The 24,375-nt window shown below is 56.4% G+C and carries 19 protein-coding genes; 15 read left to right on the top strand and 4 right to left on the bottom strand.

All coding sequences use genetic code 11. From position 1 onward, the window contains the following. Positions 1–38 precede the first annotated feature (38 nt). From leuD to leuA, 4 genes are read right to left on the bottom strand one after another with little or no spacing between them, the layout of a single operon-like run. Positions 39–641 (bottom strand): 3-isopropylmalate dehydratase small subunit, encoded by a 603-nt coding sequence (leuD, locus tag NYE85_RS00675; protein WP_259002396.1) that lies wholly within the window; start codon positions 639–641, stop codon positions 39–41. Between the two features lie 11 nt (positions 642–652). Further along, a complete protein-coding gene (gene leuC / locus NYE85_RS00670) occupies positions 653–2,053 on the bottom strand; it encodes a 3-isopropylmalate dehydratase large subunit (protein WP_259002394.1) in 1,401 nt (466 codons plus the stop codon). Position 2,054: 1 nt separating this feature from the next. Next, complete coding sequence (leuB, locus tag NYE85_RS00665) at positions 2,055–3,146, bottom strand: 3-isopropylmalate dehydrogenase (RefSeq protein WP_259002786.1); 1,092 nt, start codon at positions 3,144–3,146, stop codon at positions 2,055–2,057. 2 nt (positions 3,147–3,148) lie between these two features. After that, complete coding sequence (leuA, locus tag NYE85_RS00660; RefSeq protein WP_259002392.1) at positions 3,149–4,723, bottom strand: 2-isopropylmalate synthase; 1,575 nt, start codon at positions 4,721–4,723, stop codon at positions 3,149–3,151. An 882-nt stretch (positions 4,724–5,605) separates the two neighbouring features. Here leuA and leuO point away from each other — a divergent pair. The 15 genes from leuO (at position 5,606) to murG (ending at position 24,341) form a co-directional block, all read left to right on the top strand. After that, positions 5,606–6,553 (top strand): transcriptional regulator LeuO, encoded by a 948-nt coding sequence (leuO, locus tag NYE85_RS00655; RefSeq protein ID WP_259002390.1) that lies wholly within the window; start codon positions 5,606–5,608, stop codon positions 6,551–6,553. 455 nt (positions 6,554–7,008) lie between these two features. Beyond that, positions 7,009–8,808 (top strand): long-chain fatty acid--CoA ligase, encoded by a 1,800-nt coding sequence (locus tag NYE85_RS00650; protein ID WP_259002388.1) that lies wholly within the window; start codon positions 7,009–7,011, stop codon positions 8,806–8,808. A 323-nt stretch (positions 8,809–9,131) separates the two neighbouring features. Beyond that, on the top strand, positions 9,132–10,850 hold the full coding sequence (ilvI, locus tag NYE85_RS00645; RefSeq protein WP_259002386.1) for an acetolactate synthase 3 large subunit: 1,719 nt from the start codon (positions 9,132–9,134) through the stop codon (positions 10,848–10,850). A gap of 2 nt (positions 10,851–10,852) precedes the next feature. Beyond that, positions 10,853–11,344, top strand: a complete 492-nt coding sequence (ilvN, locus tag NYE85_RS00640) for an acetolactate synthase small subunit (RefSeq protein ID WP_039991162.1) — start codon at positions 10,853–10,855, stop codon at positions 11,342–11,344. A gap of 215 nt (positions 11,345–11,559) precedes the next feature. Next, positions 11,560–12,564, top strand: coding sequence for a catabolite repressor/activator (gene cra, locus NYE85_RS00635; protein ID WP_259002384.1), 1,005 nt, complete (start codon positions 11,560–11,562; stop codon positions 12,562–12,564). A 754-nt stretch (positions 12,565–13,318) separates the two neighbouring features. Next, the gene (gene mraZ / locus NYE85_RS00630) at positions 13,319–13,777 is read left to right on the top strand and encodes a division/cell wall cluster transcriptional repressor MraZ (protein WP_259002382.1); all 459 of its coding nucleotides are present in this window, start codon (positions 13,319–13,321) and stop codon (positions 13,775–13,777) included. Positions 13,778–13,779: 2 nt separating this feature from the next. Continuing rightward, positions 13,780–14,721, top strand: coding sequence for a 16S rRNA (cytosine(1402)-N(4))-methyltransferase RsmH (gene rsmH, locus NYE85_RS00625; protein ID WP_259002380.1), 942 nt, complete (start codon positions 13,780–13,782; stop codon positions 14,719–14,721). Next, positions 14,718–15,038 carry a cell division protein FtsL gene (gene ftsL, locus NYE85_RS00620; RefSeq protein WP_259002378.1) on the top strand — a complete coding sequence of 107 codons (321 nt, stop codon included), beginning with the start codon at positions 14,718–14,720 and terminating at the stop codon, positions 15,036–15,038. Before rsmH ends, ftsL begins: the two co-directional genes overlap by 4 nt. 42 nt (positions 15,039–15,080) lie before the next feature. Then, positions 15,081–16,844, top strand: coding sequence for a peptidoglycan glycosyltransferase FtsI (locus NYE85_RS00615; protein ID WP_088499869.1), 1,764 nt, complete (start codon positions 15,081–15,083; stop codon positions 16,842–16,844). Beyond that, on the top strand, positions 16,831–18,318 hold the full coding sequence (murE, locus tag NYE85_RS00610) for a UDP-N-acetylmuramoyl-L-alanyl-D-glutamate--2,6-diaminopimelate ligase (RefSeq protein ID WP_259002376.1): 1,488 nt from the start codon (positions 16,831–16,833) through the stop codon (positions 18,316–18,318). The genes NYE85_RS00615 and murE overlap by 14 nt, the downstream gene beginning before the upstream one ends. Then, on the top strand, positions 18,315–19,676 hold the full coding sequence (gene murF / locus NYE85_RS00605; protein ID WP_259002374.1) for a UDP-N-acetylmuramoyl-tripeptide--D-alanyl-D-alanine ligase: 1,362 nt from the start codon (positions 18,315–18,317) through the stop codon (positions 19,674–19,676). Before murE ends, murF begins: the two co-directional genes overlap by 4 nt. Continuing rightward, positions 19,670–20,752, top strand: coding sequence for a phospho-N-acetylmuramoyl-pentapeptide-transferase (mraY, locus tag NYE85_RS00600; RefSeq protein WP_259002372.1), 1,083 nt, complete (start codon positions 19,670–19,672; stop codon positions 20,750–20,752). Before murF ends, mraY begins: the two co-directional genes overlap by 7 nt. 2 nt (positions 20,753–20,754) lie before the next feature. Further along, positions 20,755–22,074, top strand: coding sequence for a UDP-N-acetylmuramoyl-L-alanine--D-glutamate ligase (murD, locus tag NYE85_RS00595; RefSeq protein ID WP_259002371.1), 1,320 nt, complete (start codon positions 20,755–20,757; stop codon positions 22,072–22,074). After that, a complete protein-coding gene (gene ftsW, locus NYE85_RS00590; RefSeq protein ID WP_259002370.1) occupies positions 22,071–23,273 on the top strand; it encodes a cell division protein FtsW in 1,203 nt (400 codons plus the stop codon). Before murD ends, ftsW begins: the two co-directional genes overlap by 4 nt. Positions 23,274–23,276: 3 nt before the next feature. Further along, the gene (murG, locus tag NYE85_RS00585) at positions 23,277–24,341 is read left to right on the top strand and encodes an undecaprenyldiphospho-muramoylpentapeptide beta-N-acetylglucosaminyltransferase (protein ID WP_259002369.1); all 1,065 of its coding nucleotides are present in this window, start codon (positions 23,277–23,279) and stop codon (positions 24,339–24,341) included. The last annotated feature ends 34 nt before the right edge of the window (positions 24,342–24,375 follow it).

The raw sequence follows: 24,375 nt of genomic DNA, 5'->3' as shown, positions 1-24,375 counted from the left end.
GTCTGGCGGCGTCAATGATTGCAGATATTAACTGACGATCAGTTCAAAAATGCCGGCTGCTGCGCTTCGTAACGCGTGATATCCGTTTCGTGCTGCAGCGTCAGGCCGATGCTATCCAGACCATTGATCATGCAGTGGCGGCGGAAGCCGTCGATGTCAAACGGGTAGCTGCGCCCGCCGGCGTTCACCGTCTGGTTTTCCAGATCGACGGTAAATTCGATACCTTCGTTGTCGGCGACCAACCGGAACAGGGTATCGACATCCTGTTCGCTCAGCGTCACCGGCAACAGCTGGTTGTTGAACGAGTTACCGTAGAAAATGTCGGCAAAGCTCGGCGCAATCACCACCTTGAAACCGTAATCGGTCAGTGCCCACGGCGCGTGTTCGCGCGAGGAGCCACAGCCGAAGTTTTCACGCGCCAACAGGATACTGGCCCCTTGGTAGCGCGGCTTGTTCAGCACGAACTCGGGGTTCGGCTGCTGGCCGGCGTCGTCGAGGAAACGCCAGTCATTGAACAGGTGCTGGCCGAAGCCGGTGCGCGTCACCTTCTGCAAAAACTGTTTTGGAATGATGGCGTCGGTATCGACGTTGGCGGCATCCAAAGGCACGACGATGCCAGTATGTTGAGTAAATTTAGCCACGGTCGTGCTCCTTAGTGCAATTCACGGATATCGGCGAAATGGCCGCTGACGGCGGCTGCGGCAGCCATCGCCGGGCTGACCAGGTGGGTGCGCCCACCACGCCCCTGGCGCCCTTCGAAGTTACGGTTGCTGGTGGATGCGCAACGCTCGCCCGGATTCAGACGGTCGTTGTTCATCGCCAGGCACATTGAGCAGCCCGGCAGACGCCATTCAAAACCGGCCTCGATAAATATCTTGTCCAGGCCTTCCGCTTCTGCCTGGGCCTTGACCGGCCCGGACCCGGGCACCACGATCGCCTGTACGCCGCTGGCCACTTTACGGCCTTTGGCAATGGCCGCCGCTGCGCGCAGGTCTTCGATGCGCGAGTTGGTACAAGAGCCGATAAACACTTTGTCGATTGGGACTTCGGTCAGTTTAATGCCCGGTTTCAGATCCATATAGGCCAGGGCTTTTTCCGCCGAGGCGCGTTCAACCGGATCGCTGAACGACTCCGGTGCAGGGATCGCCTGATTGACCGCGATCACCTGCCCGGGATTGGTACCCCAGGTGACCTGTGGCGCGATATCTTCTGCACGCAGCGTTACCACGCTGTCGAAGCTGGCGTCGTCGTCGGACTTCAGCGTACGCCAGTAGGCAACCGCCTGCTGCCAGTTGTCGCCGGTTGGGGCGAACTGGCGACCCTTCAGGTAATCGAAGGTAACCTCGTCCGGTGCCACCAGACCCGCTTTGGCGCCCATTTCGATCGCCATATTGCACAGCGTCATGCGGCCTTCCATGGAAAGCTGCTCAATTGCCTTGCCGCAGAATTCCACGACGTGGCCGGTACCGCCGGCGCTACCGGTCTTGCCAATTACCGCCAGTACGATGTCCTTGGCGGTGATGCCTTCGGCAGCGTCGCCGGTCACTTCGATTTTCATGGTCTTGGCGCGGCCCTGCTTCAGGGTCTGAGTGGCCAGCACGTGTTCCACTTCGGAGGTGCCGATGCCGAACGCCAGCGAACCAAAGGCGCCATGGGTAGCGGTGTGCGAGTCGCCGCAGACGATGGTCATGCCCGGCAGCGTCATGCCCTGTTCCGGGCCGATCACGTGTACGATGCCCTGGAACGGGTGATTCAGGTCATACAGCGATACGCCGAACTCAGCGCAGTTCTTGATCAGTTCCTGCATCTGGATACGTGCCATTTCGCCGCTGGCATTGATGTCTTTGGTCTGGGTGGAGACGTTGTGATCCATGGTGGCGAAGGTTTTGCCCGGCTGGCGAACCTTGCGACCCATGGCGCGCAGGCCGTCAAACGCCTGCGGAGAAGTAACTTCGTGCACCAGATGGCGATCGATGTACAGCAACGGCGTTTCGTTCGGCGCTTCGTACACTACGTGGGCATCATACAGTTTTTGATATAACGTTTTGGCCATGTTAAGCCCCCTGAGCTACAAAGCGAGCGATGATATCGCCCATTTCATCGGTGCTGATTGCCTTGCCCTCACCGGCCAGATCGGCAGTGCGGTACCCTTGTTCCAACGCCTGGTTGATGGCGCGTTCGATCGCGTCGGCGGCCTCATCGGCTCCCAGGCTGTAACGCAGCATCAGGGTGGCGGACAGGATCTGGGCGATCGGGTTGGCAATGCCCTTACCGGCGATGTCTGGCGCGGAACCGCCTGCCGGTTCGTACAGGCCGAAACCGGCCTCGTTCAGGCTGGCAGAAGGCAGCATGCCCATCGAGCCGGTAATCATCGCGCACTCGTCAGACAGAATGTCACCGAACAGGTTGGAGCACAGCAGTACGTCGAACTGCGACGGATCCTTGATCAACTGCATGGTGGCGTTGTCGATATACATGTGCGACAGCGACACGTCCGGATAATCCTTGGCGACGCCGTTCACCACTTCGCGCCACAGGATCGAGCTCTGCAACACGTTGGCCTTATCGATAGAGGTCACCTTGCCACGACGCTTGCGGGCGGATTCAAAGGCGATGCGCGCGATACGTTCGATCTCGAAGCGATGATAAACCTCGGTGTCGAACGCGCGTTCCTGCATGCCCTGACCTTCGCGGCCTTTTGGCTGGCCGAAATAGATACCGCCGGTCAGCTCGCGTACGCACAGGATGTCAAAACCGTTGGCGGCAATATCCGCGCGCAGCGGGCAGAAATCCTCCAGACCCTGATACAGGCGGGCAGGGCGCAGGTTGCTGAACAGCTTGAAATGCTTGCGCAGCGGCAGCAACGCGCCGCGCTCGGGTTGTTCTGCCGCTGGCAGATGCTCCCATTTTGGCCCGCCGACCGAGCCGAACAGGATCGCATCCGCCTGTTCGCAGCCGGCAACGGTTGCCGCCGGCAGCGGACTGCCGTGGCGATCGATGGCAATACCGCCAACGTCATATTCCGCTGCGCTAATGCGAATATCAAAGCGCTGGCGCACTGCGTCCAACACTTTGCGTGCCTGGGCCATTACTTCCGGGCCGATGCCATCTCCGGGCAAGATGGCAATGTGGTAGCTTTTCGTCATGTTCACACCGTTTCCTGATTATTTTGATGTTTATTTTGTTGCAGACGCTGTTTTTCTTTTTCTACCTGCTGGGAGCGCCAAATATTGTTCAATACGTGAATCATCGCCTTGGCAGAGGATTCGACGATGTCTGTTGCCAGCCCGACGCCATGGAAGCGGCGGCCGTTGTAGGAAACCACGATATCAACCTGGCCCAGCGCGTCTCGACCCTGACCCTTGGCGGTCAGCTGATACTTCACCAGTTCGATCGGGTAGTCGGTAATACGGTTGATGGCTTGATAAACGGCATCAACCGGGCCGTTACCGGTCGCGGCTTCGGCTTTTTCTTCGCCGCCGCAGATCAGTTTGACCGATGCGGTTGCCATAATGCTGCTGCCTGACTGGACGCTGAAGTAGCCCAGGCTGTAATGCTCCGGCTCTTCCTGCTGCTTGTTAATGAACGCCAGCGCTTCCAGATCGTAGTCGAACACCTGACCTTTTTTGTCTGCCAGCTTCAGGAAGGCGCTGTACAGATCATCCAGGTTGTAGTCCTGTTCCTTATAACCCATTTCTTCCATGCGGTGCTTCACCGCCGCGCGACCGGAACGTGAGGTCAGATTCAACTGCACGTCCTTCAGGCCGATGGTCTGCGGTGACATGATTTCGTAGTTTTCGCGGTTTTTCAGCACGCCATCCTGATGGATGCCGGAGGAATGGGCGAAGGCGTTGGAACCGACGATGGCCTTGTTGGCCGGGATGGGCATATTGCACAGCTGGCTGACCAACTGGCTGGTACGATAGATTTCCTGATGGTTGATATTGGTGTGCACATTCATGATGTCCTGACGCACCTTGATCGCCATAATCACTTCTTCCAGCGAGGTGTTGCCAGCGCGTTCACCAATGCCGTTCAGAGTGCCTTCGACCTGACGCGCCCCAGCCTGTACCGCGGCAATGGAGTTGCCGACCGCCATACCCAGGTCGTCGTGACAGTGCACCGAGATTATGGCCTTGTCGATATTTGGCACGCGGTCGTACAGAGTAGTGATGATGCCGCCAAACTGGTTTGGCGTGGTGTAGCCGACGGTGTCTGGAATATTAATGGTGGTGGCGCCGGCGTTGATCGCGGCTTCCACCACGCGGCACAGGTTGTCGATCGGCGTGCGGCCGGCATCCTCGCAGGAAAATTCGACGTCATCGGTATAGTTGCGCGCACGCTTCACCGAGCGTACCGCCATTTCCAGCACTTCGTCGAAGGAACGTTTTAATTTTGATTCGATGTGCAACGTCGAAGTGGCCAGGAATACGTGGATACGGAACGCTTCGGCGACGCGCAGCGCTTCGGCGGCGACGTCGATATCGTTGTCGACGCAGCGAGCCAGACCGCATACCCGGCTGTTTTTAATCTGGCGAGCGATGGTTTGCACCGATTCAAAATCACCCGGTGAGGAAACCGGGAAGCCGACTTCCATTACATCAACGCCCATGCGTTCCAGAGCCATGGCGATCTGGATCTTTTCTTTTACGCTCAGACTGGCTTGCAGCGCCTGTTCACCATCACGCAGCGTGGTATCAAAAATAATGACTTGTTGGCTCATCTGATTGTTCCTTATCGTGTTTGTTTCACGCTAAGCGGGCAAAAAAAAACCCGCGCAGTAGCGCGGGTTTCTTATGGGTGAGTGGCTGAATCAGCCCCGAACTCTGCCCACTGGCATACCGCGCAAAGAAGATGCGATAAGTAGTAGGCCTAGTAGCTGAGTAATTCGGATCATGTGATTCAACGTCTCTAAATGTGTGCGTTGCTTAATTTGATACGTTATTGATCAGCCGATGTCAACTCTTGATTGAAAATGGCGCGAATTGGCCTCGCGATAATCGACAGAGAACAACCAACAGAAGATAGTTCTGTAAAAGATGATAGTTCCAGTTAAACGAAAAGTTCGGAATTGCGAGCCGCTTGGCATAAATCAGCTGAATAAAGTGATAACGCGTTGCTTATCGATCTCGCTGGGTTAAAATTACCGCCTGGCATGAAAAGCGCATGGATTGAATCCAATACTGATTAGCAGCGGTCTAATTTTTTCTGTTAATGGTTTTTGTTAGGTGTCTATAAATTAATTCTACTATTATATTCTGTTAACAATAATGCAATGCCTTGCTTTATTGGCGGATTGCCTATATGGCATTGTGGGTTGTCTATATCATGATTTTATTCACCGTGCAGCGATGCGGGCTGAAGGTAGTTTACGGGGTGGATTTATCACTTCGTTGCTGACAGTCCAATAAGTGCGCGATTTTCAGTGGGTGTAAAACACTTTTGGTGGCAATGTTTCACCGAAGTTCGCTTGTTTTTTGTGCCAACCAGATAGTCATCACGATAACGCATTTCGCTTAATGAACATACAGCAGTGTGGCGGCGATAATTCGCACTGTTCCGTACATAGGTGATATTAATGACATAGGACGGAGTGGGGTTAGATATGTCTGAATATAATTCAGGAAATGTCTTAGAAAAGGGTCAGGAAGATATTCACTTACGTGGGGTTGATCTTAATTTACTCACCGTATTTGATGCCGTAATGCAAATGCAGAATATTACGCGTGCGGCAAACGTATTGGGCATGTCGCAGCCGGCGGTGAGCAATGCGGTGGCCCGCTTGAAAATCATGTTCAATGACGAGCTGTTCGTGCGTTTCGGCCGTGGCATTCAACCAACCTTACGGGCTCGACAGCTGTTCGGGCCGGTGCGGCAGGCACTGCAATTGGTGAGGAACGAGCTGCCTGGCAGCGGATTCGACAGTCAGACCAGCGATCGGCTATTTTCGATTGCCATTTGCAGTCCGCTGGATTTGCGTTTGACGGCCAAAGTGCTGAATAACGTAAAATGCATGGCACCGCATATCCGTTTGCGGGTCAGCGCCTGTTTTAATGATTATATCGAGCACCAGTTACGTTTCCAGGAGGTGGGATTCGTCATCGGTTATAGCCCATTTGCCCATCACGAGTTTCAAAATCAACCGCTATTTTCCGATCCATTAGTGCTGGTGGTGTCGCAGACGCACCCGCGGATCCACGACAGCATCACTCAGGAGCAGTTATTGGCGGAACATCATGCCGTGGTGTCATTGGATAATTATTGTTCCTTCAGCAAGCCTTACTATCTGCAGGAAAACATGTTGCGCACGGTAATGCAGCAATGCACCGATCTTTATAGCGCACTGCATATTGTGGCGCATACGGACAGGGTGGCGATGGTACCGCGCTGGTTCGCCGAGCAATATACCGACGCGCTGAATATCAGGATGCTGGAGTTGCCCTCAGAGCAAAATCAAGCCACCTGCTATCTTACCTGGCATGAATCTGCCGAGCGGGATAAAGGGCATCAATGGATAAAATCTGTATTGAGCCAGGCAGATCTGTTGCGTTAAGTCAGGGAATATTCGTCCGGGAGCCGGTAGCGGCTCCGGGTTAATAGACATATTGCATACTATAAATAAGATAATACTTATTTATCTGGCAGTATTTTCTTATTTAATCCTCTAACGGATAGTGGGTGTCCATCGTTTGATATGGATTGAAAAGATATTTTTTGGTCTGATATCAAACACCAATATTTTTTTATACGGCAGTATTTTGTTCTACTGCTATTACCGGCTTTTGTTTTGCTTCTGTGGCCGTAAAATTCCCTGCTTGCTTTGCGGTGGTGCTGAGTCCGTCGCTCGATTCTGGCGATATTTGGCGCACAGCCCTACGCTGAAAATCCTTTCCCCGTGACGAGAGTGTAGGTAGACTGCGCGAAAAAAATAAACACGTGTAAGCTGAGATGCCGGGCTGTGGCTCTGGTGAAGGCTAACTTTTTGATTTATTTCAGGCTCGAGCTTTTATGATCAAAGACTTGCAACAATACCACCAGGTTAACCGGATACAGCAGCAGATTTCCCAACGTGCCGATTGCGTGGCTTTCCGGCAATGGACGCCAGCAGGAGAGAGCCAACTGACCTGGCAACAGGTTGGCACGCATATCAATCATATTGCCAGCGCGCTGCTGTCGATGAACGTCGAGGTTCAGGAGCGTGTGGCAATTTTCGCCAATAACAGCATGGCATGGTCGCTGGCCGATCTGGCGATTTTGCATTTACGGGCGATCAGCGTGCCGCTGTATGCTACCCACACGCCGGCGCAGGCGGCATTTATAGTTAATGATGCCGATGTGCGCATTTTATTCGTTGGCGAGCAGGCGCAAATGGATGCGGCGATTGCGTTGCGCGGCGTTTGTCCACAGCTGGCGCATATTGTGGTATTTGACGATGCCGTCGATTTGCGCGGTTGCGACATCGCCCGCTATCTGAGCCATATTGAGCGCGAAGCCGACGTTGAACAGCACCATGCGCGCCTGGCGGAACGTATTGCTGGCCAGGATTTGCAGGATTTATTTACCCTGATCTACACCTCCGGCACCACCGGGGAGCCCAAGGGCGTCATGCTCGACTATCGCAATATGGCGGCTCAGCTGTGTTTGCATGACCAACGCCTGACCGTCGATGCCGACGACATTTCACTCAGCTTCCTGCCGTTGTCGCACGTTTTCGAGCGTGCCTGGAGTTTCTTTATCATGCATTGCGGCGCCCAGAACGTCTTTTTGCCGAATACCGATTGGGTACGTGAGGCGATGGCAGCGGTGCGGCCGAGTGTGATGTGTGCGGTGCCGCGCTTCTATGAAAAGATCTACAGTGCGGTTCACGAAAAGGTCGCGCGTGCGCCGTGGTGGCGCAGAAAGCTGTTCCATTGGGCGATCGGCTGTGGCGAACGAAAGTTTTTGCAGGAGCGCGCTGCCAGACCTGTAGGTAAAACGCTGGAGCTGGCGCACCGTTGGGCAGACAAACTGGTACTGAGCAAGCTGCGCGGCATTTTAGGCGGCCGGGTGCGTTTTCTGCCAGCGGCAGGTGCCAAACTGGATGACAACGTGATTTTGTTTTTCCAGGCAATGGGCGTGAACATTAAATACGGTTATGGCATGACGGAAACCTGCGCTACCGTATCGTGCTGGGAAGAGCGGGACTTCCGTTTCGGCTCGATCGGCAAACCGTTGCCGACGCTCGAGGTGCGCATCGCGGAAGAAAACGAAATCCAGGTTCGTGGGCCAGTCGTCATGCGCGGTTATTTCAACAAGCCACTGGAAACTGCCGATGCCTTTACCGCCGACGGCTGGTTGAAAACCGGCGATGCCGGTACGGTAGACCACCACGGTAACCTGTTCATTACCGAGCGTCTGAAAGACCTGATGAAAACCTCTGGAGGCAAGTATATCGCTCCGCAAATGCTGGAGGGCAGGTTGGCGCAGGATCGTTTCATTGAGCAGGTGGCGATCGTCGCCGACACGCGCAAGTTTGTCTCCGCGCTGATTGTGCCGTGTTTTGAGTCGCTGGAACTGTACGCCAAATCGATCAATCTGAAGTATCACGATCGCCTGGAACTGCTACGTAACAGCCACATCATCGAGATGTTCGAGGCGCGCCTGCGTGAGATGCAAAACGAACTGGCGCGCTTTGAGCAGGTGAAAAAGTTCACCCTGCTGCCAGCGGCATTCTCGATGGAGCTGGGCGAGCTGACGCCGACATTGAAGCTGCGCCGCAAAGTCATTCTTCAGCGTTATCAGCATGAAATTGAGGCCATGTACCGGTAACGGCTGTTTTGGGCTTTTTTTGAACCGCCGTTGCCGAAAAAACCGGCATGTCATTCACCCGATATAGTTCTGTAATTACTGTCCTTGCCAAAACAATGCCTAGCCGAACGCCCTTCTGGCTAGTGCATTGTTTTAAGTCGCCCCCTGACGCCAGCCTGTTGCACCTTCTGTGCGATTATTGCGCCATTTTGCCGTTTGCCTGCCTCATACTCTGACGTTATGTTAAGGGGTTATGAACAGACCATAAAAACGTTGGGGCATTCCCCACTGTAGGCGCCACGTTCCGGTGCCAGACAAGAATAAGCAAGCCTGGAGGCAAACCCATGGAGATGTTATCAGGAGCCGAGATGGTCGTCCGATCGTTGATCGATCAGGGCGTAAAGCATGTATTCGGCTACCCGGGCGGGGCGGTGCTCGATATCTACGATGCCCTGCACACGGTGGGCGGCATTGATCACGTGCTGGTTCGTCACGAGCAGGGAGCGGTGCACATGGCCGACGGCTACGCCCGCGCCACTGGCGAAGTCGGGGTGGTGCTGGTGACGTCCGGCCCCGGCGCGACCAACGCCATTACCGGCATTGCTACCGCCTATATGGATTCGATTCCGATGGTGGTGCTGTCGGGCCAGGTACCTAGCTCGCTGATTGGTTACGATGCCTTCCAGGAATGTGACATGGTGGGTATTTCCCGCCCGGTGGTAAAACACAGTTTCCTGGTTAAGCGCACCGAAGACATTCCTTCCATTTTGAAAAAAGCCTTCTATCTGGCGGCCAGCGGTCGCCCGGGTCCGGTGGTCATCGACTTGCCAAAAGACATTGTCGGGCCGGCGGTAAGAATGCCTTATGCATACCCGCAGGACGTCAGCATGCGCTCTTACAATCCGACGGTGCAGGGGCACCGAGGGCAAATAAAGCGGGCGTTGCAAACCATATTGGCGGCCAAGAAGCCGGTGATGTATGTCGGCGGTGGCGCCATCAATGCTGCCTGCCATCAAGAGCTGCGGGAACTGGCAGAAAAACTCAACCTGCCGGTGACCTGTACGCTGATGGGATTGGGCGCATTCCCTGGTACGCATCGTCAGAGCGTAGGCATGCTGGGCATGCACGGAACCTATGAAGCCAACAAAACCATGCATCATTCAGATGTCATCTTCGCTGTTGGCGTGCGGTTTGACGATCGTACCACCAACAACCTGGCCAAATACTGTCCGGATGCCACTGTGCTGCACATCGATATCGATCCCACCTCGATTTCGAAAACGGTGGATGCCGATATCCCGATTGTCGGCGACGCCAAACAGGTGCTGACGCAGATGCTCGAGCTGCTGGGACAAGGGGAAAAGCAGCAGGATCACGATGCGCTGCGCGACTGGTGGCAGGCGATCGAACAATGGCGCGCGCGCGATTGCCTGGGCTATGACAAAACCGGTCCGACCATCAAACCGCAGGCGGTAATCGAAGCCCTGCACCGCCTGACCAAAGGTGATGCCTACGTCACCTCGGACGTTGGGCAGCATCAAATGTTTGCCGCACTTTATTATCCGTTTGACCAGCCACGCCGCTGGATCAACTCCGGTGGGCTCGGCACCATGGGCTTTGGCCTGCCGGCGGCGCTGGGCGTGAAGCTGGCGCTACCCGATGAAACCGTGGTGTGCGTTACCGGCGACGGCAGCATTCAAATGAACATTCAGGAATTGTCCACCGCGCTGCAATACAATCTGCCGGTAGTGGTGGTCAATCTTAATAACCGTTATTTGGGGATGGTGAAGCAGTGGCAGGACATGATCTACTCTGGCCGCCACTCACAGTCCTATATGGAGTCTCTGCCCGACTTCGTCAGACTGGCTGAAGCCTATGGTCATGTGGGCATCGCCATTCGCACACCGGACGAGCTGGAAAGCAAGCTGGCGCAGGCGCTGGCAGAAAAGAACCGGCTGGTGTTTGTCGATGTGACCGTCGATGAAACCGAACATGTGTATCCAATGCAGATCCGCGGTGGAAGCATGGACGAAATGTGGTTAAGCAAAACGGAGAGGACCTGATCATGCGCCGTATCTTATCTGTACTGCTGGAAAACGAATCCGGCGCCCTGTCGCGCGTGGTTGGGCTGTTTTCTCAGCGTGGTTACAACATTGAAAGTCTGACGGTGGCACCAACCGACGATCCAACCCTCTCACGCATGACCATTCAGACCGTCGGCGATGAAAAGGTGCTGGAGCAGATCGAAAAGCAACTGCACAAGCTGGTGGACGTGCTGCGCGTCAGCGAACTGGCGCAGGGCGCGCATGTCGAACGGGAAATCATGCTGGTGAAACTGCAAGCCAGCGGCTACGGGCGAGAAGAGGTCAAGCGCTGTGCTGATATCTTCCGCGGCCAGATTGTCGACGTCACCGCGACGCTGTATACCGTGCAACTGGCCGGCACCAGCGACAAGCTCGATGCGTTTATCAATGCGGTGCGTGAAGTGGCGGAAATCGTTGAAGTGGCGCGTTCCGGCGTGGTTGGCGTATCGCGCGGCGACAAAATCATGCGCTGAAAGGTAAAACATGTTGATAATGTGGAGGGTGCCACGGCGCGCCCTTTGTTTTTGGTCAAGATTTCCAATACAAATTGTTTGATTACCAACCGCTTTTGGCAAAAGCGGTTGCCCGATGGCGTTTTCTGCTGTTAGATCGCTGGGCCGGACGAGGGGAAAGTCAGATCCGCCGACAGCCGTCACACTCTACATAACAGCTTCAGTAAGGGGTTAACGTGAAACTGGATGAAATCGCGCGTCTCGCGGGCGTTTCGCGCACCACGGCCAGTTATGTCATCAATGGAAAGGCGAAGCAGTATCGCGTTAGCGATAAAACCGTCGATAAAGTGATGGCCGTGGTCAGGGAGCATAATTATCATCCGAACGCCGTCGCGGCCGGGCTGCGTGCCGGTCGGACCCGTTCTATCGGCCTGGTGATTCCCGATTTGGAAAACACCAGTTACACCCGCATTGCCAACTATCTCGAACGTCAGGCGCGTCAGCGCGGTTACCAACTGTTGATCGCCTGTTCGGAAGACCAGCCCGATAACGAAATGCGCTGCATTGAACATCTGTTGCAGCGTCAGGTGGACGCCATTATCGTTTCCACCGCCTTGCCGCCGGAACATCCGTTCTATCAGCGTTGGGCCAACGATCCGCTGCCGATCATCGCGCTGGATCGCGCGTTGGATCGCGAGCATTTCATTAGCGTGGTCGGTGCCGATCAGGAAGATGCCTTCGCGCTGGCACAGGAATTGCGCACCTTCCCGGCCAAATCGGTGCTGTATCTTGGCGCATTGCCCGAACTGTCGGTCAGTTTCCTGCGTGAACAGGGGTTCAGACAGGCCTGGCAGGACGACGAACGGCACGTCGATTATCTTTATGCCAACGGTTATGAACGTGAAGCCGCCGGTACGCTGTTTGCCACTTGGCTGAAGAGCAACCCGATGCCGCAGGCGTTATTCACCACCTCATTTTCGTTATTGCAGGGCGTGATGGATGTGACACTCAAGCAACAGGGCCGTTTGCCTACCGATCTGGCGATTGCCACCTTTGGTGACAACGAGCTGTTGGACTTCCTGGAATGCCCGGTGCTGGCGGTGGCGCAGCGACATCGTGACGTCGCCGAGCGCGTGCTGGAACTGGTGCTGGCCAGCCTGGATGAACCGCGCAAACCGAAACCGGGATTGACGCGTATCCGCCGCAACCTGTTTCGGCGTGGCAGCCTGAGCCGCAAATAGCATTGGCTGACAGGGATTCGAGCGCTGAGTCCCTGTTTAACGCTGACGAGGGCGGCAGCCCACCATGCTTAGGCCGCAAAATTGCCATTTTTTAATAAGTATATATAAAACAAAGAGTTGAGATTTTTGACTGTTTTTTCCGAATTAAAATGCAAAAAACGATAGGAATAAACATGTAAGAAAATGAAACTCCCCGCGCACTCGGTTATTTTGGGAATAATCTTAGCCGAATGATTTAAATCGATATTTGCCCACCTCGTAATATCCGAGCTATTTATTTTTTTCTCCCACTCTGTATTGCACGAATAATTGAAGTAATATAGCGCCCTTGTTGTGGCGTTACCGCAGCTGTGTGTTATTAACGCCGGCCTCAGTGGCCGACAGCGCAGCGGGCGAGCTCCCGGCGAGGCCTTCTCGGCTGCGGCGGTGAGGGTGCTACAGGGCTGTGATTACCGAATTGAAAAATGAGACCTCGATTGCAGAAGAAAGTATTGAGCCAATTAATAACCAAATTGCCAGGTTTTTAACCGCACGCTTTCCTTTATGAAAATTCTCCTCGTTTATCATGGTGTTAATTTTTAATCGTCGAATAAAAAGAGTTCCTTTCGCGAGCCAGCTCCCAAAATACCCAGAGAAATATTGCCAAAGCACTGCCGCTCTGGCTTGACAAGGTTTTCATACCCTCCGTAAACTCCTTTATGTGGGAATTTGTGGGGTAAAGTGGTGAAAAAGGTCATGAAGGGGTAGCTCGGGGATGTTCCGTGGAGCGACGATGGTCAATCTCGACAGCAAGGGCCGGCTTGCCGTACCTACCCGTTATCGGGAAACGCTGAACGAGGAATCGCAAGGCCAAATGGTTTGTACCATTGACCTCCATCAGCCCTGCCTGCTGCTTTATCCATTGCCTGAATGGGAAATCATTGAACAAAAATTATCGCGTCTGTCGAGCATGAATCCCGTCGAGCGCCGCGTTCAGCGCTTGCTGTTGGGGCATGCCAGTGAATGTCAGATGGATAACGCCGGTCGGTTGCTGATAGCCAGTACGCTACGTCAACACGCCGCGCTCACTAAAGAAGTGATGCTGGTCGGGCAGTTCAACAAGTTTGAGCTGTGGGATGAACAGACCTGGTATCAACAAGTCAAGGATGATATTGACGCTGAACAGTCGTCTCAGGAACCGTTGTCTGAGCGGCTACAGGACTTGTCGCTATAAGCATGTTGGAAAACTATAAACACACCACCGTGCTGTTGGATGAGGCGGTTAATGGCCTCAACATCCGCAGCAACGGCATATATATCGACGGTACTTTTGGTCGCGGTGGCCACTCTCGTCTGATTCTGTCCCAGCTGGGGCCGGAAGGACGCTTGCTGGCAATTGACCGTGATCCGCAGGCGATTGCAGCCGCCAAATCTATTGAAGATCCTCGTTTTACTATCGTACACGGCCCATTTTCCGATTTGTCACATTATGTGCGCGAACGCGAACTGGTTGGCAAAATCGACGGCGTACTGCTCGATCTTGGCGTTTCCTCCCCTCAGCTGGATGACGCAGAACGCGGTTTCTCGTTTATGCGCGACGGTCCACTGGATATGCGCATGGATCCCACGCGTGGCCAGTCAGCGGCCGAATGGTTGCTGAAAGCTGAAGCGGACGATATCGCCTGGGTACTGAAAACCTTTGGCGAAGAGCGTTTTGCCAAGCGTATCGCGCGTGCCATCGTCGAGCGCAACAAGACCGAACCAATGACGCGCACCAAAGAGCTGGCCGATCTGATCGCCGACGCCAGCCCTTTCCGTGAAAAGCACAAGCACCCGGCAACCCGCAGTTTCCAGGCGATCCGCATCTACATCAACAGCGAACTGGAAGAAATCGAACGTGCGCTGGATGGCGCACTGGAAGTGCTGGCACCACAGGGGCGGTTATCGATCATCAGCTTCCATTCGCTGGAAGACCGTATCGTCAAACGCTTTATGCGCCACCACAGCCGCGGCGCCCAGGTACCGGCCGGTCTGCCATTGACCGAAGCGCAACTGCGTGAATTGGGCGGCCGTAGCCTGAAGTCGCTGGGCAAAATGATGCCGTCAGAAGCGGAAGTGGCGGAAAACCCACGTGCGCGCAGTTCGGTACTGCGCATTGCCGAGAGGATGCCTGCGTGATTGGCAACGAGCGTCATGGATTGGTTGGGGTGATTGGCGGCGATTTGCTGCGCAACGCCAAGATCCCGCTGATTTTGCTGATCGCCGTACTGGTCTCCGCCATTCTGGTGGTGACCACGGCACACCGCACCCGCTTGTTGACCGCGGAGCGCGAGCAACTGGTATTAGAGAAAGATGCGCTGGATATCGAATGGCGCAACCTGATTCTGGAAGAAAACGCCCTGGGCGATCATAGCCGGGTGGAACGTATCGCAACGGAGAAGCTGCAAATGCAGCATGTGGATCCGGCGCAAGAAAATATCATCGTTAAACAATGAATGGTTTAACCGACGGCCTAACATGGAGCAAAAAGGGAACGCATGAAAGCAGCACGCCCCGGTAAGTTGAAACGCCAGGAAGATCAAGCCAGCTTTGTCAGCTGGCGTTTTGCGTTGCTGTGCGGCTGTATTTTGCTGGCGCTGGTCGGATTGATGCTGCGTGTCGCCTACCTGCAGGTGATTAACCCCGATCGGCTGGTCAAAGAAGGCGATATGCGCTCTTTGCGTGTTCAGCAGGTGCCGACCGCACGCGGGATGATCAGCGACCGGGCCGGCCGCCCGCTGGCGGTCAGCGTACCGGTCAATGCTATCTGGGCCGACCCCAAAGAGCTGAACGAACGCGGCGGCATCACGCTCGACAGCCGTTGGAAGGCGCTGTCTGATGCGTTGGAAATCCCGCTGGACAAATTGTCCAGCCGGATCAACGCCAACCCGAAAGGGCGCTTTGTGTATCTGGCGCGCCAGGTCAACCCGGCCATCGGTGATTACATCCACAAACTGAAGTTGCCGGGCATTTATCTGCGTCAGGAATCGCGCCGCTACTATCCGGCCGGACAGGTAACGTCACACATCATCGGCGTCACCAACATTGACGGTCAGGGTATTGAAGGGGTTGAAAAAAGTTTCGATCGCTGGCTGACCGGCCAGCCGGGCGAGCGCACGGTGCGCAAAGACCGTTATGGACGGGTGATCGAGGACATCTCTTCGGTTGACAGTCAGGCGGCGCACAACCTGGTGTTGAGCGTTGACGAGCGTCTGCAGGCGCTGGTGTATCGCGAACTCAACAACGCGGTGGCGTTCAACAAGGCCGAGTCCGGCACGGCGGTGCTGATTGACGTCAACACCGGCGAAGTGCTGGCCATGGCCAACAGCCCGTCCTACAACCCGAACAACATGGCCGGTACGCCGAAGGACACCATGCGTAACCGTGCCATTACCGATATTTTTGAACCTGGTTCGACCGTAAAACCGATGGTGGTCATGACCGCCTTGCAGCACGGTGTGGTAAGAGAGAATAGCGTGCTCAATACCGTGCCTTACCGCATTAACGGCCATGAAATAAAAGACGTGGCACGTTATCCGGAACTTTCGGTCACCGGGATCTTGCAGAAGTCGAGTAACGTCGGTGTTTCAAAGCTGGCGTTAGCGATGCCGTCCTCGGCGTTGGTAGATACTTACTCACGTTTTGGACTGGGAAAAGCGACCAATTTGGGGCTGGTCGGAGAAAGCAGTGGCATATACCCAAAAAAACAACGGTGGTCTGACATAGAGAGGGCCACCTTCTCTTTCGGCTACGGGCTAATGGTAACGCCGTTACAGTTGGCGCGAGTCTATGCAACGATCGGCAGTATGGGGGTGTATCGCCCACTGTCGATTACCAAGGTTGACCCGCCGGTCGCCGGTGAGCGCGTTTTCCCTGAACCACTGGTTCGCACCGTGGTGCATATGATGGAAAGCGTGGCTCTGCCGGGCGGTGGTGGCGTGAAGGCGGCCATCAAGGGGTACCGGATTGCCATTAAAACCGGTACCGCCAAAAAGGTCGGCCCGGACGGCAAATACGTCAATCGCTATATCGCTTATACCGCTGGCGTTGCGCCGGCTAGTAACCCGCGTTTTGCCCTGGTGGTGGTCATCAACGACCCACAGGGTGGCAAGTACTACGGTGGTGCAATTTCTGCACCGGTGTTTGGCGCCATTATGGGCGGCGTACTGCGTACCATGAACGTCGAGCCGGATGCGTTGCCCACCGCGGATAAAAGCGAATTGGTAATCAATAAAAAAGAGGGTTCAGGTGGCAGATCGTAATTTGCGCGACTTACTCGCTCCATGGGTGCCGACGGCACCCGAGCGCGCGCTGCGGGAAATGACATTAGACAGCCGAATTGCGGCTGCCGGGGATCTGTTTGTCGCCGTCGTCGGCCATCAGACAGATGGACGCCGCTATATTCCGCAAGCCATCGCCCAGGGCGTAGCCGCCGTGATCGCCGAGGCTGAAGGTGACGCCGCCGACGGAGAAATCCGCGAAATGCACGGCGTACCGGTAATTTATCTGAGCCAGCTCAATCAGCGTCTGTCTGCGTTGGCCGGGCGTTTTTACCATCAACCGGCCGAACGTTTGCGTCTGGTCGGCGTGACCGGCACCAACGGCAAAACCACGACTACCCAACTGTTGGCGCAATGGAGCCAGTTGCTGGGGGAGACCGCTGCCGTGATGGGGACCGTTGGCAACGGCCTGCTGGGCCAGGTTTGTCCGAGCGAAAATACCACCGGTTCGGCAGTTGATGTGCAGCATGTTCTCAACGATTTGGCCGAGCGCGGCGCAACCTTTGCTGCAATGGAAGTCTCTTCCCACGGCCTGGTGCAGAATCGCGTGGCGGCGTTGCCGTTTGCCGCCGCGGTGTTCACCAACCTGAGTCGCGATCATCTCGATTATCATGGTGACATGGCCAGTTATGAAGCTGCCAAGTGGTCGCTGTTTACCGGACACGACGTGGGGCAAGCAATCATCAATGCTGATGATGAAGTGGGGCAGCGTTGGCTGGCGCAGTTGCCGGATGCGGTAGCAGTGACCATGCAGGGGAACCTGCAGCCGGGCTGTCGTGGTCGTTGGCTGAAAGCCACCGATGTCAATTATCACGATAACGGCGCGACCGTGCGTTTCAGCTCAAGCTGGGGCGACGGGGAAATCGAAAGCCGCCTGATGGGCGCATTTAACGTCAGCAATCTGTTGCTGGCGCTGGCAACGTTGCTGTCACTGGGTTACCCGCTGGCAGCATTGCTGAAGTCCGCTAGCCAGTTACAACCGGTCTGTGGCCGTATGGAAGTGTTCACTGCGCCAGGCAAGCCGACGGTGGTGGTGGATTATGCCCACACGCCGGATGCACTAGAAAAAGCATTGGCTGCGGCGCGTTTGCACTGCCAGGGGCAGCTGTGGTGCGTGTTTGGCTGCGGCGGCGATCGCGACAAGGGCAAACGCCCGTTGATGGGCGGCATCGCCGAGCAGTTCGCCGATCGCGTGGTGGTAACGGACGATAATCCGCGTACCGAAGAACCACAGGCAATTATCGCCGATATCCTGACCGGCTTGTTGGACCCGGGGCGTGCACAGGTCATTCATGGCCGTGCAGAAGCGGTCACCAGCGCGGTGATGCAGGCGGAGCAGCAGGACGTAGTGCTGGTGGCAGGCAAGGGCCATGAAGATTACCAACTGGTGGGGAATCGTCGTCTGGATTACTCCGATCGTACTACCGTCGCACGTTTGCTGGGGGTAATCGCATGATTTCTGTCTCCCTTCAGGCCTTGGCCGATGTATTGAGCGCTGAGTTGATCGGTGCCGATTGCCAAATTAATGAGGTGACGACGGATACCCGCCAGGTTTCTCCAGGCTGCCTGTTTGTGGCGCTGAAAGGCGAACGTTTTGACGCGCATGATTTTGCCGCCGACGCGTTAGGCGCCGGTGCCGGTGCGTTACTGGTCAGTAAGCGCTTACCGGTAGATGCACCGCAGTTAGTGGTCAAGGATACCCGCCTGGCGCTGGGACAACTGGCTGCCTGGGTACGTCAGCAGGTGCCGGCGCGAGTGGTCGCCTTGACCGGTTCATCGGGCAAAACCTCGGTGAAGGAAATGACCGCTGCCATTTTGCGCCAGTGCGGCGAGGTACTGTATACCGCCGGCAATTTCAACAATGACATCGGCGTGCCGCTGACGCTGCTGCGTTTGCAGCCACAGCATGATTTTGCGGTGATTGAGCTGGGCGCAAACCATATCGGTGAAATCGACTATACCACTGCGCTGACGCGCCCGCAGACTGCGCTGGTGAACAACCTGGCGGCGGCGCATCTGGAAGGTTTCGGGTCGTTGGCCGGCGTAGCGCAGGCGAAGGGCGAAATTTTCGCCGGTTTGCCGGCGGATGGCGTGGCGATCGTTAACGCGGATAGCAATGACTGGCCGCATTGGCAGGCGCAGCTGGTGGGCAAAACCGTGTGGCGCTTCTCGCCGCAGGCCACCGACGGCGTGGATTTCTTTGCCAGCGAAATTAGCGTAAACGGCAAGGGGACGCAGTTTACCTTGCACAGCCCGTTTGGCGAGGTAGCGATCGAACTGCCGTTGCCGGGCCGCCACAACGTGGCGAACGCGCTGGCGGCTGCCGCACTGGCAACCTCGGTCGGCGCATCGCTTGAGGCGGTACGCGTCGGGCTGGGCCAATTGCAGGCAGTACCGGGGCGTCTATTCCCCATTCAGCTCAAGCCCGGCCAGCTGTTGCTGGATGATAGCTATAACGCCAACGTCGGTTCAATGACCGCCGCAGCGCAGGTGCTGGCAGAGATGCCGGGTTACCGCGTGCTGGTGGCTGGTGATATGGCCGAACTGGGCGACGAAGCGGAAGAATGTCACCGTCAGGTGGGCGAAGCCGCCCGTCTGGCTGGTATCGACAAAGTGCTGACCGTTGGCTCGCTGAGCCAGTTGTTAAGCGCCGCATCGGGCCAGGGGGAGCATTTTCAAGACAAGGCAGCAGTGATCGCGCGCGTGGCGGAATTACTGAGGGAACATGCGGTAATTACCGTATTAATCAAAGGGTCACGTAGTGCCGCAATGGAGCAGGTAGTACGCGCGTTACAGGAGAAAGCACCATGTTAGTTTGGCTGGCCGAGCATTTGGTCAAATATTATTCCGGCTTTAACGTCTTTTCGTACCTGACGTTCCGAGCCATTGTCAGCCTGCTGACCGCGCTGTTTATTTCCTTGTGGATGGGGCCGCGACTGATTGCGCATCTGCAGAAGATGTCCTTTGGTCAGGTGGTGCGTAACGACGGCCCTGAGTCGCACTTCAGCAAACGCGGAACGCCGACCATGGGCGGCATCATGATCCTGACCTCCATCACCATTTCGGTGCTGATGTGGGCTTACCCGTCCAATCCGTACGTCTGGTGCGTGCTGTTCGTGCTGGTGGGCTACGGCATCGTCGGTTTCGTCGACGATTACCGCAAGGTGGTGCGCAAGGACACCAAAGGGCTGATCGCCCGCTGGAAGTATTTCTGGCAGTCGGTGATTGCGCTGATTGTCGCCTTTGCCATGTACGCCGTAGGAAAAGACACGCCAGCCACCGAGCTGGTTGTGCCGTTCTTTAAGGATGTGATGCCGCAGTTGGGATTGCTGTATGTGCTGCTGGCCTATTTCGTCATTGTCGGCACCAGCAACGCGGTCAACCTGACCGACGGGCTGGACGGACTGGCGATTATGCCAACGGTGTTCGTCGCTGCCGGTTTTGCCCTGGTCGCCTGGGCGACCGGTAACATGAACTTCGCCAATTACCTGCATATTCCGTATCTGCGGCACGCCGGTGAGCTGGTGGTGGTGTGCACCGCCATCGTCGGTGCCGGGCTGGGTTTCCTGTGGTTCAACACTTATCCGGCGCAGGTGTTTATGGGCGACGTCGGTTCGCTGGCTCTGGGCGGCGCGCTGGGCACCATCGCGGTACTGCTGCGTCAGGAGTTTTTGCTGGTGATTATGGGCGGCGTGTTCGTGGTTGAAACGCTGTCGGTGATCTTGCAGGTGGGGTCGTTCAAGCTGCGCGGACAACGCATTTTCCGCATGGCGCCGATTCACCACCACTATGAATTGAAAGGCTGGCCGGAACCACGGGTGATCGTGCGTTTCTGGATTATTTCGCTGATGCTGGTGCTGGTTGGCCTGGCAACGCTGAAGGTACGTTAATCATGGCGGATTATCAGGGTAAAAAAGTCGTCATCATCGGGTTGGGCCTGACCGGCCTGTCCTGTGTTGATTTCTTTATGGCACGTGGCGTGACGCCGCGCGTCATGGATACCCGCGTGTCTCCGCCAGGGCTGGACCGGTTGCCAGAAAGCGTAGATCGCCACCTGGGCAGTCTGCATGAAGACTGGCTGCTGGCAGCCGATCTGATCGTCGCCAGCCCAGGCGTGGCGTTGGCATCACCGGCGTTGAGCGCCGCAGCGGATGCCGGGGTGGAAATCGTTGGTGACGTGGAGCTGTTTTGTCGCGAAGCGCAGGCACCGATCGTTGCCATCACCGGTTCCAATGGCAAAAGCACCGTCACCACGCTGGTCGGTGAAATGGCGAAGGCCGCCGGCTGGGCGGTGGGCGTGGGCGGTAATATCGGGCTGCCGGTGCTGGAGTTGCTGCGGCAGGAATATCAGCTGTACGTACTGGAGTTGTCGAGTTTCCAATTGGAAACCACCCACAGTCTGCATGCCGCTGCGGCGACGATTCTCAATGTGACCGAAGATCATATGGATCGCTATCCCTTCGGTTTACAGCAATATCGCGCGGCCAAGCTGCGCATTTACGAGAACGCCAAGGTATGCGTGGTAAATGCCGATGACGCGCTGACCATGCCGGTACGCGGTGCCGATCCGCGTTGCATCAGCTTTGGTGCGGACGTGGGTGATTACCACCTGAATCGCCAGTTGGGTGAAATCTGGCTGCGTGTGCGCGGCGAAAAAATACTCAACACCCGAGAAATGAAACTGACCGGCCGCCATAACTACACCAATGCGCTGGCGGCGCTGGCGCTGGCCGACGCGGTGCATATCCCGCGGGCCTCCAGCCTGACTGCACTGACTACCTATGCCGGGTTGGCGCACCGCTTCCAACTGGTGCTGGATCATAATGGCGTTCGCTGGATTAACGACTCCAAGGCCACCAACGTCGGCAGCACCGAAGCGGCGCTGAACGGTCTGCAAGTTGACGGCACGCTGCATCTGCTGCTGGGCGGTGACGGCAAATCCGCCGATTTCTCGCCGCTGACGCGTTATCTGCAGGGCGACAATATTCGTTTGTACTGTTTTGGCCGCGATGGTGCTCAATTGGCGCAACTACGCTCCGATGTGGCAACGCAAACCGACACCATGGAACAGGCGATGCAGGCGATTGCTGCCGTTGTGCAGCCGGGCGATATGGTGCTGTTGTCACCGGCCTGCGCCAGCCTCGATCAGTTCCGCAATTTTGAAGTGCGTGGCAATGAGTTTGCCCGTCTGGCGCAGGAGCTTGGCGGATGAAACTACGGATGCCGAACTTCGGTTTGACCGACAGGCTGAAAGACTGGGTGATGGGTTCGCGTGAAAGCGATGCCGCCACCATGGTGCTGTATGACCGCACCCTGCTGTGGCTGACCTTCGGCCTGGCGATTATCGGCTTTGTGATGGTGACCTCGGCCTCGATGCCGATCGGTCAGCGTCTGGCGGAAGATCCGTTCCTGTTCGCCAAACGTGACGCGCTTTATCTGGGGCTGGCGTTCGGCCTGTCGCTGGTCACGCTGCGCATCCCGATGGCGGTATGGCAGCGTTACAGCAACGTGATGCTGCTGGCCTCGATCGTTCTGCTGCTGATTGTGTTGGTGGTCGGTAGCTCGGTCAACGGGGCGTCACGCTGGATTTCGCTTGGGCCGCTGCGCATTCAGCCGGCAGAGCTGTCGAAACTGTCGCTGTTCTGCTACCTGGCCAGCTATCTGGTACGCAAGGTAGAAGAAGTGCGCAGCAACTTCTGGGGCTTTTGCAAGCCGATGGGCGTAATGGTGGTGTTGGCGGTACTGCTGCTGGCACAGCCGGACCTCGGTACCGTGGTAGTGCTGTTCATTACCACGCTGGCGATGCTGTTCCTGGCCGGCGCCAAAATGTGGCAGTTCCTGGCGATTATCGGCTCCGGCGTATTTGCCGTGGTGCTGCTGATCATTGCCGAGCCGTACCGTATGCGCCGCGTAACATCGTTCTGGAACCCGTGGGCGGATCCGTTCGGCAGCGGCTACCAGCTGACCCAGTCGCTAATGGCGTTTGGTCGCGGTGAATTCTGGGGCCAGGGTCTTGGGAACTCAGTGCAGAAACTGGAGTATCTACCAGAAGCGCATACCGATTTCATCTTCTCGATCCTTGGGGAGGAGCTGGGCTATATCGGTGTGGTTTTTGCCCTGTTAATGGTATTCTTCGTCGCTTTTCGCGCGATGTCGATTGGCCGTCGGGCGTTAGAACTCGATCAGCGTTTTTCCGGCTTTCTGGCCTGTTCTATCGGCGTATGGTTCAGCTTCCAGGCGCTGGTTAACGTGGGAGCCGCGGCGGGGATGCTGCCGACCAAAGGTCTGACGCTGCCGCTGATCAGTTACGGCGGTTCCAGCCTGCTGATCATGTCGACGGCCATCGTGCTGTTGTTGCGCATTGATTTTGAAACGCGTCTGGCGAAAGCCCAGGCGTTTGTGAAGAGGTAAGGGATGAGCGGGAAAGCTAAGCGTTTAATGGTGATGGCAGGCGGTACCGGCGGACACGTGTTCCCGGGGCTGGCGGTCGCACATCATCTGATGGCGCAGGGCTGGCAGGTGCGCTGGCTCGGAACCGCAGACCGAATGGAAGCCGATCTGGTGCCAAAGCACGGGATCGAGATTGATTTTATCCGTATCTCCGGCCTGCGCGGCAAAGGGCTGATGGCTCAGCTGAGTGCGCCGCTGCGTATTTGGCGTGCGGTGCGCCAGGCCAAGGCGATTATGCGCAGCTACCAACCGGACGTGGTGCTGGGCATGGGCGGTTACGTTTCCGGTCCCGGCGGCCTGGCCGCCTGGCTGTGCGGCGTACCGGTGGTGCTGCATGAACAGAACGGCATTGCCGGGTTAACCAATCGTTGGCTGGCACGCCTGGCCAAAACGGTATTGCAGGCTTTCCCCGGCGCGTTCCCGAACGCCGCAGTGGTGGGCAATCCGGTACGTACCGACGTATTGGCGCTGCCGTTGCCGGCAGAACGCCTGGCCGGACGAGAAGGGCCGATCCGCGTGCTGGTTATTGGCGGAAGTCAGGGGGCTCGCGTGCTGAATCAGACAGTTCCTGAAGTCGCGGCGCGTTTGGACGATAGAATTACGCTCTGGCATCAGGTTGGCAAAGGCGCGTTGGCATCGGTTCAGCATGAATATGAAAGGGTAGGGCAGACCGGGCACAAGGTGACCGAGTTTATCGATGATATGGCTGCCGCCTACGCCTGGGCCGATGTGGTGGTGTGCCGTTCCGGCGCATTGACCGTCAGCGAAATTGCGGCGGCGGGCCTGCCTGCGATATTCGTGCCGTTCCAGCACAAGGATCGTCAGCAATATTGGAACGCGCGTCCACTGGAAGAAGCCGGTGCCGCGAAAATCATTGAACAGCCGCAGTTCAACGCCGATACGGTGGCGGAACTGTTGGCCGGCTGGGATCGCCCAACGTTACTGGCGATGGCCGACAAGGCGCGCGCGGTGGCGATCCCTGATGCCACCGAACGCGTAGCGGCGGAGCTGATTCGCGTCGCCAAATAAAACATGCAGGGTCTGGTTCGCCGGGCCTGCAAAT

Origin of the sequence: Serratia sp. AKBS12 (assembly GCF_024793895.1) — a bacterium.
Classification (GTDB): Bacteria; Pseudomonadota; Gammaproteobacteria; order Enterobacterales; family Enterobacteriaceae; genus Serratia_F.
This window is presented reverse-complemented; position numbering and strand designations above follow the sequence as displayed.

What these genes read in the sequence shown, in the direction of transcription:
- ilvI (WP_259002386.1), top strand. Translation starts at nt 9,132, where the DNA reads ATGGAGATGTTATCAGGAGCCGAGATGGTCGTCCGATCGTTGATCGAT.
- NYE85_RS00650 (WP_259002388.1), top strand. Translation starts at nt 7,009, where the DNA reads ATGATCAAAGACTTGCAACAATACCACCAGGTTAACCGGATACAGCAG.
- ilvN (WP_039991162.1), top strand. Translation starts at nt 10,853, where the DNA reads ATGCGCCGTATCTTATCTGTACTGCTGGAAAACGAATCCGGCGCCCTG.
- murF (WP_259002374.1), top strand. Translation starts at nt 18,315, where the DNA reads ATGATTTCTGTCTCCCTTCAGGCCTTGGCCGATGTATTGAGCGCTGAG.
- leuO (WP_259002390.1), top strand. Translation starts at nt 5,606, where the DNA reads ATGTCTGAATATAATTCAGGAAATGTCTTAGAAAAGGGTCAGGAAGAT.
- mraZ (WP_259002382.1), top strand. Translation starts at nt 13,319, where the DNA reads ATGTTCCGTGGAGCGACGATGGTCAATCTCGACAGCAAGGGCCGGCTT.
- ftsW (WP_259002370.1), top strand. Translation starts at nt 22,071, where the DNA reads ATGAAACTACGGATGCCGAACTTCGGTTTGACCGACAGGCTGAAAGAC.
- rsmH (WP_259002380.1), top strand. Translation starts at nt 13,780, where the DNA reads ATGTTGGAAAACTATAAACACACCACCGTGCTGTTGGATGAGGCGGTT.
- murD (WP_259002371.1), top strand. Translation starts at nt 20,755, where the DNA reads ATGGCGGATTATCAGGGTAAAAAAGTCGTCATCATCGGGTTGGGCCTG.
- leuC (WP_259002394.1), bottom strand. Translation starts at nt 2,053, where the DNA reads ATGGCCAAAACGTTATATCAAAAACTGTATGATGCCCACGTAGTGTAC.
- NYE85_RS00615 (WP_088499869.1), top strand. Translation starts at nt 15,081, where the DNA reads ATGAAAGCAGCACGCCCCGGTAAGTTGAAACGCCAGGAAGATCAAGCC.
- leuB (WP_259002786.1), bottom strand. Translation starts at nt 3,146, where the DNA reads ATGACGAAAAGCTACCACATTGCCATCTTGCCCGGAGATGGCATCGGC.
- leuA (WP_259002392.1), bottom strand. Translation starts at nt 4,723, where the DNA reads ATGAGCCAACAAGTCATTATTTTTGATACCACGCTGCGTGATGGTGAA.
- murG (WP_259002369.1), top strand. Translation starts at nt 23,277, where the DNA reads ATGAGCGGGAAAGCTAAGCGTTTAATGGTGATGGCAGGCGGTACCGGC.
- mraY (WP_259002372.1), top strand. Translation starts at nt 19,670, where the DNA reads ATGTTAGTTTGGCTGGCCGAGCATTTGGTCAAATATTATTCCGGCTTT.